This is a genomic window from Leucobacter chromiireducens subsp. solipictus (genome assembly GCF_016758195.1).
GTDB lineage: Bacteria > Actinomycetota > Actinomycetes > Actinomycetales > Microbacteriaceae > Leucobacter > Leucobacter solipictus.
This window is the reverse complement of the sequence record NZ_QYAC01000008.1, coordinates 13,356-30,186: the sequence shown is the minus strand read 5'-3', so window position 1 is coordinate 30,186 and position 16,831 is coordinate 13,356. Positions and strand designations below refer to the sequence as shown.

Here is a 16,831-nt window from a genome sequence, read left to right as displayed (position 1 = left end):
CACCGCGTGTGCCGCGCCCACGGGCACGGCACACGCGGCTACGCGCCCGGCGCGCCAGCCTCGGTCGAGGTGACGTCGGCGCGGTGGAAGTTCTGGAACGAGCGTGAGGCCGTCGGCCCGCGCTGCCCGAGGTAGCGGGAGAACGTCGCGCCCGCGCCGTAGGGCCGATCGGACGGCGACGTCAGGCGGAAGAAGCACAACTGCCCGATCTTCATACCGGGCCACAGCCGGATCGGCAGGGTGGCGACGTTCGACAGCTCGAGCGTCACGTGCCCCTCGAAGCCGGGGTCGATGAAGCCGGCGGTCGAGTGCGTGAGCAGCCCGAGGCGGCCGAGCGAACTCTTACCCTCCAGGCGCGCGGCGATGTCATCGGGGAGACCCACCTGCTCGAAGGTCGACCCGAGCACGAACTCGCCGGGGTGCAGGATGAAACCCTCCGCGGGATCCACCTCGATGAGGCGGGTCAGTTCCGGCTGCTCCTCGGCGGGGTCGATGACCGCGTACTTGTGGTTGTCGAAGAGACGAAAGTAGCGGTCGAGGCGCACATCGACGCTCGACGGCTGCACCATCGAGGGTTCGCTCGGGGAGAGGGAAATCCGGCCGGACTCGAGCTCGGCATTGATGTCACGATCAGAAAGCAGCACCCGCCCAGTCTAAGGGAATGACAAGGCACTTGCTCGGGTCGTGGGCGCTCGCCGCGCGGTGGATCCGCGGGTCGGGCCGGCTGAGGCGCGTGCCGCACCGGACCCCGTGCCCGAGGGGTGGATGATGCATCAATATGAGACACCCTGCCCACCCGACCGTGTGGCCAGGCTTCGGCCGCTCGTATGCTGTGGCTTCCGGAGACGGGATCACTGCGGATCCCGCGGCCCCAGAAAAGGAGCACACGTGTACCGAGTATCAGTCGACACGGGGGGAACCTTCACCGACGTGGTGGTTCGCGACCCCGACAACAACGTGTACATGTCCAAGGCCCTCACGACACGTGATCGGGCATACCGCGCCATTGCTCACGCACTCGAGGACATCGCGGGACAGATTGGTGTGAGTGTGGCCTCGCTCATTCGTCGTGCCGCACAGATCAACTACGGGACCACCCGGTCCACCAACCTCGTCGTCACGGGGCAGTCCGCGCGGACCGCGCTGCTGACCACCGCGGGTTTCCCCGATGTGCTGCTGCTCCGCGAGGGCGGAAAGCCTGACCCCTTCCGGCGGCTGCACTATCGCGGGGCCTATGTGCCGCGGTATCTCACGTTTGAGGTCTCCGAGCGGATGACGAGCACGGGAGAGGTGTACCTCCCGCTCGATGAGGAGACCGTGATCGCGGCCCTGCGAGACTGCCGCGACGCCGGGGTCGAAGCGATCGCCGTGTGTTTGCTCTGGTCCATCGCCGACCCTCAGCATGAGATCCGTATCGGTGAACTGATCGGGGAGCATCTTCCTGATGTGCCGTTTACCCTGTCGCACCAAGTGAATCCCAGTATCCGCGAGTATCGCCGGGCTTCTGCGACGGCGATCGATGCCTCACTCAAACCGGCCATGCAGCAGTTCTTCGCCGATCTTGAACTGGACCTGGCTGCGGCTGGATTCACGGGCACGCTGCTGATCTCGACATCCTATGGCGGAGGCTGGCATGCCGATCGGATCGCGGAGCAGCCGGTCTACTCCATCGGGTCCGGGCCGTCCATGGCACCGCTTGCCGCGATCGACGTCGCGGAACGAAACCTCCCGGGTGGTGCTGCCGCGCAGACCATTCTGGTCACAGACATGGGTGGCACGACCTTCGACCTCGCGGTGGTTGAGCACGGGGAGATCGCCCGGACCAACGATACGTGGCTCGGGGGAAAATGGGTGGGCGACATTACTGGCACCCGGTCCGTTGATATCGAGAGCATCGGAGCCGGCGGCGGATCCGTGGTGTGGGTAGACGGCGGCGGGATGATGCGCGTGGGCCCTCTGAGCGCAGGGTCCGAACCCGGGCCGGTGTGCTATGGGCGAGGTGGGAGCGAACCGACGGTGACGGATGCGGCACTGGTGCTCGGATACCTGGACTCCTCGAACTTCCTGGGAGGCCGTCTGACGCTTGACCGGGCCGGAGCACAGGCCGCGCTCACGCAGATCGGGGACCGCACCGGGCTTTCGCTCGAGGAAGCAGCGCGTGCGGCCCTGCATATCTCGGTCGACAACATCGTCACGGCCATTCGCGAGAAGACGGTGGCGCGAGGCATTGATGCGCGGGAGCTCGTGGTCGTCGCCGGCGGCGGCGCCTCGGGTCTCACCGTTGGGCTCATCGCCAGAGAGCTGGGTGCCGCCGTCGTCATCTTGCCGAAAGCTGCGGGCGCTTTGAGCGCCTACGGTGCGCTCGGCTCGGACATTGTCAGCGAATTCGACGCCCCCACGTTCATGAGTACTGAACACCCCGACTTCTCGGTCGACAACGCCGCGGTGTCGCGCGTGGAGCGGGCCGCGGCCGAGTTCTATGGGACGCTCGATGCGCGCACTGCGTCCTCCGGGACGACGGAATACTACATGCAGGCTCGGTATCCGATGCAGGCGTGGGAACTCACGATCTCGCTCGGGGATGCGCAAGCGCTCCACCGCCTGGACGCCGCTGCCGTCGAAGCTTGCTTCCACCGCGAGCATGAGCGGGTATTCGGGGTCCAAGAACCGGACGAACACGTCGAGATCGTATCGTGGGGCGCTCGGGCACGGGCACGCATGCAGACGGGGTCCAGTCCGAGCGTCTTCGTGATGTCGGAGGGCGAATCGGCGCGGGCGACGCGGCCGGCCTACTTCGCGGATGTGGGCTGGCGCGATACTCCGGTGCTGGACGCAGGCGAGCTTGCCCGCCGGGGCAGCATCACCGGTCCCGCGATCATCCGGGAAGACATCACAACGATCGTTGTGTATCCCGATCAGACACTCGCAGTACTTCCTTCCGGAGACTATCAACTGTCTACGGAATCATTCATCACCCGGTCAGGAGCGCAGTCATGAGCCACTCGTACGCCACAAGTATCGTCGAAATGTCCGTCATCGCGAATCGACTCGATGGAATCGTGCGGGAGATGGAGAACACGCTACTGCGAGCCGGTCGTTCGGCGGTGTTGAATATGGCGCGGGATTTCTCGTGCAGCATCATCACCGGCGACAACAGGCTCCTCGCCACAGCGGAGGGGCTGCCCGTGCACGTGATCGGGAGCGACCGACTCGGACAGGCGATGACCGAGATCCATCCGGATCTTCGTGAGGGTGATGCGTTCCTGCACAACGATCCGTACGCGGGGAACACGCATGCTGCGGATCACACACTCATGGTGCCGGTGTTTGTGGGTGGGCGCCATCTGTTCACGGCGCTCGCGAAAGCGCATCAGGCCGATATTGGTAACTCGGTGCCCACCACGTACATGCCGTTCGCGCGCGACGTGTACGAGGAAGGTGCGCTCGTGTTCCGGGCCACACAAGTGCAGCGAGACTTTCGCGACATCGATGACATCATCACTATGTGTCGCAGCCGTATCCGAGTGCCCGGTCAGTGGTACGGCGACTACCTTGCGATGGTCGGCGCCGCGCGTATCGGTGAACGCGGGTTGCAAGAGCTCACCCAGAAGTATGGTGTAGAACGCATCAGCGCCTTCATCGATGACTGGTTCGACTATTCCGAGAGGCTGATGCGCGACACGATCGGGCAGATGGCTCCGGGTCGTGCACAAGGAACGGGCGTCCACGACCCCGTCGGAGAGCTCGCCCCAGAGGGTGTGCCAGTGAACGTGACGGTCGACGTGCTGCCCGAGGAAGGCCGCATCGTGATCGACCTGCGGGACAATATCGATTGTGTGGATGGAGGGATTAACGAGTCGGAGACCTGCGCCATCAACAACTCGATGACCGGGGTGCTGAACTGTCTCGACGCATCCGTGCCGCGGAACGCCGGGAGTTTCCGCTGCATCGAAGTGCTCTTGCGCGACAATTGCATCGTGGGACGTCCCAGGTTTCCGCACTCCACCTCGGTCGCGACGACGAACGTTGGCGAGCGTCTCGTGATGACGACACAGCGGATCATTGCCGAGCAGTGGCCCGGGCAAGGCCAGGCTGAGGGGTCGAGCGGGCTGGGGGCCGGGTTCGCGGTCGTGTCTGGGAAGGATCTTCGGGGCGCTGAGCCAGTGGAGTACATCAATCAGCTATTCCTGGGGAGCCAAGGGGGACCTGCGAGCCCGGGCTATGACGGATGGGTGACCTATGGAAACTCCGTCACGAATGGGCTCATGTTGCGCGACAGTGTGGAGGTGGACGAGCAGAAGTATCCCCTGCACGTCCGGCAGCTCCGCATCCGACCCGACTCTGGCGGTGCCGGGCAGTGGCGCGGTGCCCCGGGTACGATTCTTGAGTATGGGCCTTCGCACGCGCCACTGACGGCCTACTATGTGACTGACGGCTGCGTGAATCCTCCGCGTGGCGTGGTGGGTGGTGGCGACGCCGCGGCATCGGAGCCGTACGTGGTGAACGAGACGGGCGGGACCGGCGATGCTCCCCTCATCGGGAGTATCGGCCTCGGGGTCGGAGAGTTCCTGGGCCACCGCCTGAGCGGTGGGGGCGGGTACGGGGATCCGTTGCGACGTCCCGCGGCGCGGGTACGCGATGACGTGCTCGCCGGTTTCGTCAGTTTTGCCGGCGCGCGGCGGGACTACGGGGTCGTCTTCGTCGACGAGACGATGTCCGAAGAGCTTCGCGTCGACGAGGCAGCGACCGCTCGTCTGCGAGGCTAGGCCTCGGCCGAGACGCCGGTCGTCGCATCCGAGGCCGGCCCAGCCCCCGAGAATCGCTTGGTGTATTCGAGGATCGCGAGCTGGCTCGCGTGCGCGATATGGCTCACCGCGAGGGCTCGGGCGGCCGCGGCGTCGCGATCGCGCGCCGCGGCCTCAGCGATCGCGACGATCTCCGGGTATGAGATCTGTACCCGGTCGAGGTCGACGAACGAGATCTGCCGGAAGATACCGATGCGGGCATGAATGCCGGCCAGCTGTGCGGAAAGCACCGGATTCCCGGCTCCGCTGAGTAGGAGACCATAGAACGCGTCCTTGCTGTCTCCACGAGTCTCCAGCGTGCCGTGGAGATAACTCTGCTCCATGTTGGCTACGAGTTCCAGCATGGCGCGAGCTTGTTCGGGAGTGGCGCGGCGGGCGAAGAGTTCGGCTGCCAGTCCCTCGAGCTCCTGACGAACCTCATAGAGCGCCTCGATGTCTGCGGGCGTCAGCACCGTGACCATGGGCCCGTGACCGGGTTTGACGGTCACGAGGGCCTCGGACTCCAACTGCCGGAGTGCCTCGCGAACGACGGTTCGGGACACCGTGTAGCGGTCGCAGAGATCCTTCTCGTAGAGCCGTTCGCCCGGTGCGAGTGCACCGTCGATGATCTCGGTGCGGATCGCCGTGGCGACCTGCTCCCGGAGCGGGGCCGCGTGGCGTGTCCCCATGGTGCCCGACATAATCCCACTTTCTGTGCTGAGAGCGACGTGTCACACGGTCGTCCTCGTTCCTCAACGATTCTAAAGACTTCGGCGACGAGTCGCGTATGCGACCCGTCGCCGAAGCCTATCTGAGTGCGGACGTGCGCTAGCGGGCGGTATACCCGCCGTCGATGGGGAGCGCCACTCCTGTGACCCAGGCTGATTCGTCCGATGCGAGGTAGAGCACGGCATACGCCACGTCCTCTGGCCGACCGAGCCGCTTCAAGGACTGATGCGCGGTCATCAGCTTCTCGTATGCGGGGAGACCGCCTTCGTGCGCCGCCGCAACACCCTCAACGAGAGGAGTGAGGACGGTGCTCGGGTGTACGGAGTTCACCCGAATGTTATATGCACCGTAGCTTGCTGCATCCTGCTTCGTCATCATCGTGACGGCCCCCTTCGCAACGTGGTACGGCGAGTACTCGTCGTTCCCCACGAGCCCGTAGATCGAGGAGAAGTTCACGATGCTGCCCGCTCGCTGCGCGATCATGTGCGGCACGACATGTTTCGTGAGGAAGAACACCCCCTTCACGTCGATGCCGAAGAGCGTGTCCCATTCGGCCTCGGTGACCTCGTGGGTGTGCTTGTTCGGGCCGATGACACCGGCGCAGTTCACGAGGACATCGATGCGGCCGTTCTCCCGCATTACCTGCGCAACGACGTCCGCGACCTGTGTTTCCTGTGAGACGTCGAGCGGGATGAATGTCGCTTGGCCCCCGGCCGCGACGATGGCGTCGACAGTGGCTTGCCCCGCAGGCTGATTCACGTCGGTGAGCACGACCCGCGCGCCTTCCGATGCGAACAGCTCTGCGGTCGCACGCCCCATGCCCATCGCTGCGCCGGTGATGAGCGCCACCTTGCTGGTCAATCGTGACATGAGTGATCGACTCCCGGCCTAGGCGTTGACCACGGAGGCCTGGAACAGGAAACTGGGATAGCCTGCCTCGGCCTCGGCCTTGCAGAACTCCTGATAGGTCCCGTGTCCGCCCATGTATACGTTGACCTCTTCTCGCTTCCCTGGGATGTTGTCGCCCATGAACCAAGCGCCAGCCTTCTTCCCTTCCTCGTACATGACGGTTGCCCGTGCGGCTCGCTCGGTCTCGTCACGCCACGCGTCCTCTGCCTCGGGTGTCGCCTCGAGCCGATCGATCCCGCGATCCTGCGCCCACAGCAGAAACTTCTGGAGCCACTGCGCGCCCATCTGAATCGGGACGACGAGGTTGGAGTAGGGCGTCTGAACGCCGAGGGACATGAAGAAGTTCGGGAATTCGTGTACGGAGATGCCCAAGTTGGACTTCAGTCCCTCTTCCGCCCACTTGTCGGCAAGCGTGCGGCCCTCCCGGCCGACGATATCGATCGCGGTCAGCGTCCCCGTCATCGCGTCGAAACCGGTCGCGAAGATCAGGACATCGAGTGGGTACTCGGTGCCGTCCACGACGACCCCGCGCTCGGTAATCTCGGTGATTGGCGTGCTGAGCGTATCGACGAGGCGGACATTGTCACGATTGAACGTGGCGTAGTACTGGTGACCGGTGGGAACGCGCTTGCCATTGAAGCTGTAGTTCTTTGGGCACAGCAGTTCGGCGGTGTCGGGATCGGTGACGGTCTCGCGGATCTTCCCTCGGATGAACTCGGCAGCGAGTTCGCTTGCCTCTGGGTTCGTTGCAAGGTCGGTGAAGCACTCGTTCGCGAAGTGGAACCCGCCCTCGTTCCATTTGCTCTCGAAGATGCGCTGCCGCTCCTCCGGGCTGACCTCGAGCGCGCTGTGCTGCGCCGGCTCCATTGCAACGCCGAAGGGATGCCGCGCGGCCTGCTCGAAGATCGCGTCGTAGTTCTCGCGGAGATGCTGCATCTGCGCGGGCGTCACCGCCTCGTTTGTGGTTTCAACGATGTAGTTCGGGGTGCGTTGGAAGACAACGAATTCCGCCGCCTGGGGCGCTACAACCGGGACAATCTGAATCCCGGACGCCCCGAGGCCGATGATGCCGACTCGCTTCCCCGTGAAATCGACCTGCTCACGCGGCCAACGGGCTGCGTGGTATTTCTCACCGGTGAAGGATTCGAGCCCGGGAATGGCCGGGAACACCGGCTGGGAGAGCACGCCCATGCCGCTGATCAGGTAGCGCGTCGTCACGGTCCGGCCATCGCGATACCGCACCTCCCAGAGATTGTCGGCCTCCCGATACTCGGCCCGATCGACGAAGGTCTCGAGTTCGATATCGCGGCGGAGGTCCAGCCGGTCCGCGACGAAGTTCAGATATGCGAGGACCTCTTCTCCGGATGGGTAGCGCTGCTTCCAGACCCACTCTTCCCGGACTTCACGCGAGAATGAGAAGGAGTAGTAGCTGTATTCGCTGTCTGTACGCACCCCGGGGTAGGTGTTGATCCACCAGGTGCCGCCGATACCGTCGGCACCGTCGACGACGTGAGTGTTGAATCCCGCCTCCCGCAGGTGGTGCAACATGGCGAGTCCGGAGAACCCGGCGCCGATGACCAGGGCGTCGTAGTCGGTAGGGGTCTGGTGTGACATGAGTTTCTCTTTTCAATCGAGGTCGGTGAGCGGGAAGGTGCGTGTGGCGGGCTAGCGGCCCGCGCGGTACCAGTCGGCAATCCGCGCAATCTCTTCGTCGGCGCGCGGGTGGCGGCCAGCGAGGAACGGAAAGACGTGCTGCATGCCGGCACCGACGGAGAAGGTGACATCAACGCCGGCGGCTCGTGCTCGAGCGGTGAGCTGGACGCTGTCGTCGAACAGTGACTCGGTGTCAGCGGCGCATACGTAGAGGCGGGGGAATCCCCGCAGATCAGCGTGCAAGGGGTTCGCGAGCGGATGCGTCGCGCTGGTCACCCCTCCGAGGTAGCGGTCGATGTTCGCCTGCAGGCCGCTGCGCGTGATGAGGAAGTCGGTTGCATCGTTGCTGTCGATGGTGGCACCGGTGTTCTCCATGTTCAGCCAGGGAGACATGGTGATCACTTGCGGTGGGAGAGGCTCGCCAAGCTCTCGGAGCCGCAGGGTGGTCGCGATGGCGAGGTTGCCACCCGCACTGTCTCCCACGAGCGTCACGTCAGACACGCCATGGCCCGCGTCCCGCAGGCCGCGGACGACAGCCACACCATCTTCGATCGCCGCCGGGAACGGATGCTCCGGGGCGAGTCGAAAATCAGGGACGAATGCGGTCGTACCCGCGGCCCGCGCGAGATGGCCGGCGAGCTTGCGGTGGCTTCGCGAGGAACCCAGGGCGAAGCCGCCGCCGTGGAGCAGCACAAGTACTTGTGCGGGATCGCTCTGGAGCGGCGTCACGAGTATGCCGGGGACCCCGCCGATCTCGGTCTCACGGTACGTCACGTCTTCGGGCTCCACGGTGACGCGCTGCCAGTCGTCGAAGATGATGCGGAGCAGTTCGGTCGACATCTCCGGGTCGTGCTCCATTTCGACGGCCCACTCGGCGTAGACCGCGCCGAGAGCATCGGTAGGGCGGGGTGCGGGCATGTGAGATCTCCTTTGAACTGGGCCGCCAGGGGCGTTCCACCGGGTGGAATGCACCCAGCTTCCCGTGCGGGGACCGTGGCGCAGCCGGGGGAGTCTCAAAATGAGACCGCAGTGTCTCACAATGAGGCAACCCACTGGCTCCCGCGCGATGGCTGCGTAATCTTTCGGTGAGTCCAGCCCGATTCCGGTGTCTTTTCCGGGCCCTGGGCAGCGCTCAACCTCAGCACAGCGCACGCATCTTCCCTATCCGTACTCAGCGGTGAGTACGGGGGTCGATGCCCCGAGACGGGTCAGTGCGCGACCACACGAGAAGGGTGTACACACGCATGATTCGGAGAAAGGTACTTCAGGGCGCCGCACTGTTCGCAGTCGCTGGACTCGCGTTCACTGGATGTTCGTCCGGAGACGGGTCATCCGGCGGTGGAAGCGCCGCGGCTGTCATCCCGGAGGGGCAGGAACTCGGCCGGGTTGGCGTTGAAGCGGAGATCAGCGATATCACTGACTACTGCGGCACGGAGCCGGTCAAGGTGGCACTCGCGGACGGGTTCGGCGGAAACTCTTGGCGTCTGATCACGCGCGCTATCTTCGAGGATTGGGCCGCGAACTGCGACAACGTCACCGACGTGCTCTACACGGACGCGCAGGGCGACACCCAGAAGGCGATTTCGGATATCAACTCCCTCGTCGCGCAGAACGTCGACGTGATCGTGAGCTTCGTCGACGGCGGCGAGGCGCTGCTCCCCACGATTAAGCAGGCGACGGCGCAGGGCGTGAGCTTTGTGCCGTTTGTCGGCTCTCCGGGCGGTGAACCGGGCGTCGACTACGTCGACTTTGTTTCGGAGGATATTGGCACATACGGTGAGGGCCTCGCCCGCTGGACCATGGAACAAATGGGCGGCAAGGGCAACGTCGTCATGCTCGGCGGTATCGCCGGAAACTCCTACTCGCAGGGAGTGTACGACGGGGCGGTGCGCGCCCTGGAGGACTTCCCCGATGTGACGTTGCTGAACGAGGACGGCCCGGTCTCAACCGACTGGGAGCCCGGCAAGACGCAGCAGGTGGTCGCTGGGCTGATCACCGCGCACGGGGATATCGATGGCATCATCGCTGATTACGGCGGCGGTTCCGTCGGAGGGATCCGCGCGTTCCAGGCGGCCGGCAAGGATATCCCCGTGTGGAGCGCAAACGACTCGAACGAGTTCGCATGCCTGTGGGGAGAGTACGGGACTTCGGATTCTAAATACCAGATCGCCACGATGTCCTCCCGTAACTGGGTCGTGAAGGCCGCCCTGAACAAGGGACTCGCTGCGCACAACGGGATCGTGAACACCGACCCCTCGATGTTCAGCCTGGAGATCATCGAGGACTCCACGGATCCACAGAAGCAGCCGCGCTGCGAACCAAGCCTGCCGGCCGACGCGATCCTCTCGTCGGGGCTCAGCGTCGAACGCCTGCAGGAGCTGTTCAACTAACCCACCTCAGCAAGTATCGCAGCGGCGCGAGCGGGACCCCGGGGGACGTGTGTGTGCGCCCCCGGGGGGCCGTCTCGGCGTCACAACGGAGTGACTTCACCAAGGAGAGCAGAACAATGAGCCGACTCGACGGCAAAGTCGCCATCGTCACGGGAGCAGGCCGGGGCATTGGCCGGGCGATCGCGGAGGTGTTCGCGGGTGCCGGTGCCACGGTCTACGCAACAGCCCGGTCCCCTCACGAAAGCTATGACTCGGCGGACGTGCAGTACCGGCCGCACGACGTGGCGGATGCCACAGGCTGGCAAGCCCTCATCGACGAGGTGATCACGGAGCACGGTCGAGTGGACGTCCTCGTGAATAACGCCGGAATGATCGAGTACGAACCGGTTGACGAGCTGTCCATTGAGGCTTGGAACCGGGTCGTCGCCGTGAATCAAACCGGCCCGTTCCTTGGCATGCGGGCGGTGATTCCGCACATGGTGGCACGTGGTTCCGGGTCGATCATCAATGTCTCCTCTATCTGGGGAAACGCGGCGGTTTCCGGGGCGCACGCCTACCACGCGACGAAAGGTGCGGTCAGGAACATGTCGAAGAACGCCGCCATCACCTATGCGGCATCCGGGGTCCGTGTGAACTCGCTCCATCCGGGGTTCATCTGGACGCCACTCACGCAGAACCAAGACCCCGCAGTGAATGAGTTCGTGATCGGGCAGACCCCGATGGGACGCCCCGGCACGCCTGCCGAGATTGCCCATGGCGCACTCTTTCTCGCGAGCGATGCGTCGAGCTTCATGACGGGCAGTGAGCTCGTGATCGACGGTGGCTACCTTGCCCAATAGGAGCTGCGCACGTGTCCGACCGCGACGATACGAGGAGAGCACAGAGCATGAGTGAAGTGACGAGCCCGGTTCGGGCGGAGGAGACCGGCGTAGAGTCCGGTTCGGGCGGGGCTACCCTGCTGGAGATGCGGGGGATTGAGCGCCGCTTCCCCGGCGTGCACGCCCTGAAGAATGTGATGCTGCAAGTGACCGCGGGGGAGGTGCATGCCCTGGTCGGCGAGAACGGCGCGGGAAAATCGACGCTCATGGCGGTGGCATCCGGCGCGCTTGCCCCGAACGAGGGTACCGTCCACATCGGCGGGGTGTTGCTCGCCGAAGCGTCCCCGGAGGCCGCACGCGAACTTGGTCTGGGGATCGTCCGTCAGGATCCCGCGCTTCTCCCTGACCTCACGGTCGCGGAGAACATGGCGGTCGGCGTCGGGTATGAGCGAGTGGGCGGGATCCGGCGCGCTCCGGCCTGGGCCCGGAATGAGCTCCACTCCTGGGGCGTCGCGATTGACCCCACAGCTCGGGTTGCGGACCTTCCCGTGGAGCACCGGTTCATTGTGGAGATCGCGAAGGCGCTTGCGCTCGAGCCGAAGGTATTGATCCTTGATGAGCCGACAGAACACCTCAACGCGGATCTGGTCGAACGCCTATTTGACCGCGTGCGGGAGCTCGCCGCTCAGGGCACGGCCGTGGTGTACATCTCCCATCGCATTCCCGAGGTGCAACGGATTTCTGATCGGCTGACTGTGCTGAGGGATGGGGCGATCCGGGGGACCTTCGACGCGGGCTCGGTGACCGAGGACGAAATCGTCGAGCTGGTCGTCGGACGAGCGCTGGAGGCCGTGTTCCCGCCGAAGGGAAGCGCGGTGGGGAGCGTGGGGAGCGTTGACCGCCTCGTGGTGACGGGCTTGGAATCCGCGTCGTTCACCGGGATCGACCTCGCGGTGAAGTCCGGTGAGATTATCGGTATCGCCGGGGTGCAGGGGAACGGCCAGACGGAGCTTATTCGCGCGCTCGCGGGCATCGGCCCTTCAGCGGGAAGCGTGTCAGTCGAGGACCGCGTCGTTCGCCGCGGCAGCAACGTCGCCGCGGCGCGTGCGGGGATCGCGTACGTCCCCGCGGATCGACACGGCGAAGGCGTGTTTCTCCCACTCTCGGTGGGAACGAACATCGTTGCCCAGACGCTCTCGTCTGTTTCGCGGGCGGGGGTCGTGAGCGACGTCCGCAGCGCCAGAGTCGCTCAGGACCGGATTGCGAAACTCGGTATCAAGACGCCCTCCGCGCGTACGCCCATCGCATCGCTATCGGGCGGAAACCAGCAAAAGGTGGTCCTCGCTCGCACCCTGCTTGCCGAGCCGCGCGTCGTGCTCGCGGAAGAGCCCACCCAGGGGGTGGACGCCGGGGCCCGCGTCGAGATCTATCAGATCCTTCGAGACGCCGCGGACGCGGGCGCGGCCGTGGTGATCCTCTCGTCGGACGGCGTTGAACTCGAGGGGCTTTGCGACCGGGTGCTCATCATGTCGCGCGGTCAGCTCGTGAAAGAACTTGTCGCAGACGAGGTCACCGAAGCGGGTATCGCACGTGCGGCGCTGACCGCCACAACCTCGCGCATTGAGGTCGTGGGGAAGCCTCGCCGACGTCGGAATCCGCGAGTTGCAAAGTGGCTCCGCGGCGACCAGTCTCCCGCGGCCGTCCTTGCGCTGGTGATTGCCGCACTCGCCCTTGCGGTCGGTGCCTCGAATGCCGCGTACTTCTCAGCGTTCAACGTCGCCAACCTGCTGTTCCTCGTGGCTCCTTTGATCCTTGTGGGATCTGCCCAGCTGGTCACCGTGCTCGGGGGCGGCTTCGATCTCTCGGTCGGACCGTTGATGGGTTTCCTGGTGGTGGTGGGCTCGTTCTGGATCATCGACGGCGGCAACCTCTGGCTGGGATTGGGGCTGGTTCTCCTCGGTGCGCTGGGAGTCGGGTTCCTCAACGGCTTCCTCGCCTCACGGTTCCAGATCAGTCCGATCGTCGTGACCCTCGCAACCTACATGGGGTTACAGGGAGCTTTCCTAGCGCTTCGACCGACGCCCGGCGGCTTGATCTCATCGGGCCTCACCCAGGTCGTGACGATGAAGATCGGGGTGATTCCCGTGGTGTTTATTGGGGCCGTTGCCATCGCGCTCTTGCTGGAGTGGTGTGTGCGGCGCACGCGCTGGGGGGTGGAGCTCCGCGGCTACGGTTCTCGCGCGGATGCCGCGGAGCGGCTCGGAATTCCGATCCGTCGTGTCCAACTGTGTTCGTACGTCCTATCGTCGTTGCTGGTCCTTCCCGCTGCGCTCATCATGATGGCCCAGGTGGGGATCGGTGATGGCGGGCCGAGTCTTGCCTACACGCTGTCGTCGGTGACGGTTCTGGTGCTTGCCGGCGCAAGCATCTTTGGGGGGCGCGGTTCCTTTTTCGGGATCGTCATCGCTGCGGTGCTCGTGCAGCAGGTCATCAACGCGATGCCGTTCTTCGGGCTGTCGCAGGCCTGGTCGTATCTGCTTCCGGGACTGATCACCGTCGGTGCCGCGGTCTTCTACGCGCAACTGCGCAGAGTCAGGAGTTGATCATGAACACGCGAAACTCGGAACCTATTCCTCTCTGGACTCGAGTACTCTCCGGTCGTTACACGGCGATCTGGCTCGCGACCCTCGCGCTCTTCGCCGTCAGCCCGCTGATCGCTCCGGGAAGCCTGGGATTCGCTCCACTACTGAGCATGCTGCCGTTCGCTGCGGTGCTCGCAATCGCGGCCGCGGGCCAGACGCTCGTGGTCCAACAGCGCGGACTCGATCTCTCCGTTCCGGGAATGATTGCGCTCGGCGCGGCCCTCGTGACGAAGCTCCCGCAGTCCTATGGGTGGGACGTGCTGCCGGCTGTGCTCGTGGGGATCGGGGTGCCGTTGGCCTTCGGGCTCATCAGCGGTGCGATTGTGGTCTTCTTCCGGGTGATGCCGCTGGTGGTGACGCTCGGGATGAACAGCGTGCTGCTCGGGGTAGTCTTCGCGATCTCGAAGGGCACTCCCGCGAGTGCGCCGAGCGTGTTGAACCAGGTCACACTTGACCGGACGTTCGGGGTCCCGAACACCCTGCTGATCGCAATCGTGGTCCTCGCGGTCGCCGGGTTCATCGGTGGACAGACGGTGGTGGGGCGGAGGCTCACTGCGGTCGGCGTTAGCGAGGCGGCGGCGCGGATCGTCGGAACGCCTGTGGGTGCGTATCAGATGCTCGGTTACGGTGTTGCGGCCGCGCTGTACGGCGTTGCGGGGATACTGCTGGCCGCGTACACGAAGACACCAGCGCTTTTCCTCGGGGACTCGTACCTGTTGCCGACCGTCGCCGCGGTCGTGCTCGGCGGCACCGCGCTCACCGGGGGTCTTGCAAGCGTGGTGAGCTCCGGTGTCGCTGCGCTCTTCCTCACTCAGCTCGGACAGCTCTTTCGGGCGCTCGGATGGCCTGACTCCTGGCAGCTCATCGCGCAGGCGGCGGTGCTCTTGCTCGTGGTCCTCGTCCGGGCGTTGGCCCCGGTGCTCGGGGCCGCCATCAGAGAACGCCAGAATCGCCGCTCCGATGCCGTGCCGTCGCCGGTCTAAGCAGTGCGGCGGTGGCCGCTCGCGCGGGCGCGGTGCCGCCGCACTGCTACGACGACAAGCGGTAGCTCTTCATCTTGCGGTACACGGTGGCCCGCGAGATCCCCAGGATCTCTGCGGCACGCCCACGATTTCCCCCGGCCTCGCGCAGCGCGCGAGTGATGGCCTCGGCTTCGGCGCGTTCAATGAGGCCGGTCGTCTGCGGCGCGCGGAGGCTGGCTGGAAGCTCCTCCGGCTCGATAACGCCGAACCGCTTGCGTGCGACGATGTCGGCGACGACCGCCTGCAGTTCGCGGAGGTTCCCCGGCCAGGCGTGTCGCTGCAAGAGGCGGAGGGCCTCAGCGGAGGGACGCACGTGCGCGCCCGGGACTTCGGCGTCCGCGAACCGAGCCCAGAGCTCGGCGAGGTCGGCTCCGCGGTCGCGCAACGGCGGCACCTGGACCAGGTGAGCGCCGAGACTCAGCGCAAAAGACTCGACCGCAGTTGGAGTGTCCGCGGTCATCGTGAGCATCACGCGGCCGGCGTGGGCGTGCGCGGCGATCACCGAGCGTGTCGCCTCCCTCGCAGCGCGATCGAGGACTTCAGCGTTCTTGATGATGATCTGGGGTTCCGTCGCGAGAAAGTGCTCCAGCCGTGCGAACCAGCGGTGCGTGCCGAGGATCGGCAGGCCTGCAGCCTCGAGGATCGCCGCGCCTGTTGCTGGCCCGTGGACATCAGCGGCTGCGCCGAGCGCAAGCGATGTCTTTCCGGTCGCGGCCTCTCCCGCGATGATCGTTGGCCGGGAGGATCTCCGGGCGCTCGTGACGAGCTGCACGGTCTCGCGCCATTCCGGGGAGGCTCCGAGCAGGGGCAGTGTTGGACGGATGGGCGGCGGGGTGACGGGCCGCGCGGGGGCGACTCGCACGAGTACCGTTCCGGCTCCCGGGAAACGATCGACCAGGAGATCGATGTGGCCGAGCGAAGTGTCTCCTCGGGACCTCCCGCGGGCGTCCGCATTCGCGGCCGCCTGCTGGATCGCGACCAGGTCCTCGGGGCTGAACCGCGCGGCGGATGCATTCTGCACAAGCAGCCCGGCCGAATCGAAGCCGAGGAGCGGGGTGCCTCCCTGGCGCGAGTGGCGGAGGAACTCGTCCAGCAACTGCCGGGTTCCGGGCTGTTCAAACGTGAGCATGTGGTGTTCGAGGTTCGTCGTCAGCGTTCGGATCAGCGCTTGCAGCAATTGCGATTGATGGGCGGTGTCACACGAGAGCGTCACCGCACCAAGCAGCTCTCGGGTTACCGGGTGAAAGATGGGCGCACCGGTGCAGATCGCCGCACGATAGAGCTCAGAGAAGTGTTCGTTCATGACGACTTGGGTGGGGCGACGTGTTGCGAGTACGGTCCCCACGCCGTTGGTACCGACCGCGCCTTCGGAGAGGACCGAGCCGCGGACCGTCCCCACGCGATCGAGGTGCTTCTTGCCGTGGGACCCGCCGGCCCAACGCTCGAGGATGCGCCCCTGCGCGTCGGCAAGCAGCAAGCCGACGCCGGTGCCGTCGAGGGAGCGCGCGAAGCTGGCCATCGGAGTGTGCAAGACCTCGAGCAGCGTGTCATCCAGTTCGTCCTCGGTGACCACGGGAACGCTCGTGATCCGGTCCGGCATTCCGAGTGCGCTCTTCGAGCGCACCCAACTATCGACGATGTGCTGCCGTGCAGCGACCGCCGAGGCGCGGACTGGCGGGCCATCTCCGCACAGCACGGTCTCTTTGGCGAAATCGATCTGGGCGGGGCGGGTTCGAGGTGACGTCATTGTTCCTCCAGGCGGGCGTGTGCCAGACGCGGCTGAGCGCACAGCGTGACGATCAGCATAGCTCTGGTCATGGGGCCAACACATCTTGTGATTCCGATACTACCGTAATACGAGATGATTGTATTACGATTACCTCA

Annotated in this window: 12 protein-coding genes; 6 read left to right on the top strand and 6 right to left on the bottom strand. The window is 65.2% G+C overall.

Going from position 1 to position 16,831, the window contains the following annotated elements:
• Positions 1-38 precede the first annotated feature (38 nt).
• Positions 39-644 (bottom strand): dCTP deaminase, encoded by a 606-nt coding sequence (dcd, locus tag D3230_RS14040; RefSeq protein WP_202345687.1) that lies wholly within the window; start codon positions 642-644, stop codon positions 39-41.
• 244 nt (positions 645-888) lie between these two features.
• On the opposite strand from dcd, the gene D3230_RS14035 reads away from it, so the two are divergent.
• A complete protein-coding gene (locus D3230_RS14035; RefSeq protein ID WP_202345686.1) occupies positions 889-2,997 on the top strand; it encodes a hydantoinase/oxoprolinase family protein in 2,109 nt (702 codons plus the stop codon).
• A complete protein-coding gene (locus D3230_RS14030; protein WP_202345685.1) occupies positions 2,994-4,766 on the top strand; it encodes a hydantoinase B/oxoprolinase family protein in 1,773 nt (590 codons plus the stop codon). Before D3230_RS14035 ends, D3230_RS14030 begins: the two co-directional genes overlap by 4 nt.
• Here D3230_RS14030 and D3230_RS14025 read toward each other — a convergent pair.
• The 4 genes from D3230_RS14025 to D3230_RS14010 form a co-directional block, all read right to left on the bottom strand.
• Complete coding sequence (locus tag D3230_RS14025; protein WP_202345684.1) at positions 4,763-5,485, bottom strand: GntR family transcriptional regulator; 723 nt, start codon at positions 5,483-5,485, stop codon at positions 4,763-4,765. The two genes, D3230_RS14030 and D3230_RS14025, sit on opposite strands and share 4 nt — an antisense overlap.
• Positions 5,486-5,612: 127 nt before the next feature.
• A complete protein-coding gene (locus D3230_RS14020) occupies positions 5,613-6,383 on the bottom strand; it encodes an SDR family NAD(P)-dependent oxidoreductase (protein WP_202345683.1) in 771 nt (256 codons plus the stop codon).
• 18 nt (positions 6,384-6,401) lie between these two features.
• A complete protein-coding gene (locus D3230_RS14015) occupies positions 6,402-8,036 on the bottom strand; it encodes a flavin-containing monooxygenase (protein WP_202345682.1) in 1,635 nt (544 codons plus the stop codon).
• Between the two features lie 51 nt (positions 8,037-8,087).
• Positions 8,088-8,993, bottom strand: coding sequence for an alpha/beta hydrolase (locus D3230_RS14010; RefSeq protein WP_202345681.1), 906 nt, complete (start codon positions 8,991-8,993; stop codon positions 8,088-8,090).
• Between the two features lie 326 nt (positions 8,994-9,319).
• Between D3230_RS14010 and D3230_RS14005 the strand changes: the two genes are divergently transcribed.
• From D3230_RS14005 to D3230_RS13990, 4 genes are all read left to right on the top strand, one after another.
• Positions 9,320-10,465 (top strand): substrate-binding domain-containing protein, encoded by a 1,146-nt coding sequence (locus D3230_RS14005; protein ID WP_202345680.1) that lies wholly within the window; start codon positions 9,320-9,322, stop codon positions 10,463-10,465.
• Positions 10,466-10,581: 116 nt separating this feature from the next.
• Entirely contained in the window at positions 10,582-11,304 is a 723-nt protein-coding gene (locus D3230_RS14000; RefSeq protein WP_202345679.1) for an SDR family NAD(P)-dependent oxidoreductase, read from the top strand.
• A gap of 47 nt (positions 11,305-11,351) precedes the next feature.
• Complete coding sequence (locus D3230_RS13995) at positions 11,352-13,886, top strand: ATP-binding cassette domain-containing protein (RefSeq protein ID WP_202345678.1); 2,535 nt, start codon at positions 11,352-11,354, stop codon at positions 13,884-13,886.
• Between the two features lie 2 nt (positions 13,887-13,888).
• Complete coding sequence (locus tag D3230_RS13990) at positions 13,889-14,908, top strand: ABC transporter permease (RefSeq protein ID WP_202345677.1); 1,020 nt, start codon at positions 13,889-13,891, stop codon at positions 14,906-14,908.
• Positions 14,909-14,954: 46 nt separating this feature from the next.
• Here the strand turns inward: D3230_RS13990 and D3230_RS13985 are convergent, their stop codons facing one another.
• Positions 14,955-16,694 carry a sigma-54-dependent Fis family transcriptional regulator gene (locus D3230_RS13985; protein ID WP_202345676.1) on the bottom strand — a complete coding sequence of 580 codons (1,740 nt, stop codon included), beginning with the start codon at positions 16,692-16,694 and terminating at the stop codon, positions 14,955-14,957.
• Positions 16,695-16,831: the final 137 nt, after the last annotated feature.

Excerpts from the sequence above, each read along its gene's own strand:
- D3230_RS14030 (WP_202345685.1), top strand. The coding sequence starts at position 2,994 with ATGAGCCACTCGTACGCCACAAGTATCGTCGAAATGTCCGTCATCGCG.
- D3230_RS14025 (WP_202345684.1), bottom strand. The coding sequence starts at position 5,485 with ATGTCGGGCACCATGGGGACACGCCACGCGGCCCCGCTCCGGGAGCAG.
- D3230_RS14020 (WP_202345683.1), bottom strand. The coding sequence starts at position 6,383 with ATGTCACGATTGACCAGCAAGGTGGCGCTCATCACCGGCGCAGCGATG.
- D3230_RS14015 (WP_202345682.1), bottom strand. The coding sequence starts at position 8,036 with ATGTCACACCAGACCCCTACCGACTACGACGCCCTGGTCATCGGCGCC.
- D3230_RS14010 (WP_202345681.1), bottom strand. The coding sequence starts at position 8,993 with ATGCCCGCACCCCGCCCTACCGATGCTCTCGGCGCGGTCTACGCCGAG.
- D3230_RS14005 (WP_202345680.1), top strand. The coding sequence starts at position 9,320 with ATGATTCGGAGAAAGGTACTTCAGGGCGCCGCACTGTTCGCAGTCGCT.
- D3230_RS14000 (WP_202345679.1), top strand. The coding sequence starts at position 10,582 with ATGAGCCGACTCGACGGCAAAGTCGCCATCGTCACGGGAGCAGGCCGG.
- D3230_RS13995 (WP_202345678.1), top strand. The coding sequence starts at position 11,352 with ATGAGTGAAGTGACGAGCCCGGTTCGGGCGGAGGAGACCGGCGTAGAG.
- D3230_RS13990 (WP_202345677.1), top strand. The coding sequence starts at position 13,889 with ATGAACACGCGAAACTCGGAACCTATTCCTCTCTGGACTCGAGTACTC.
- D3230_RS13985 (WP_202345676.1), bottom strand. The coding sequence starts at position 16,694 with ATGACGTCACCTCGAACCCGCCCCGCCCAGATCGATTTCGCCAAAGAG.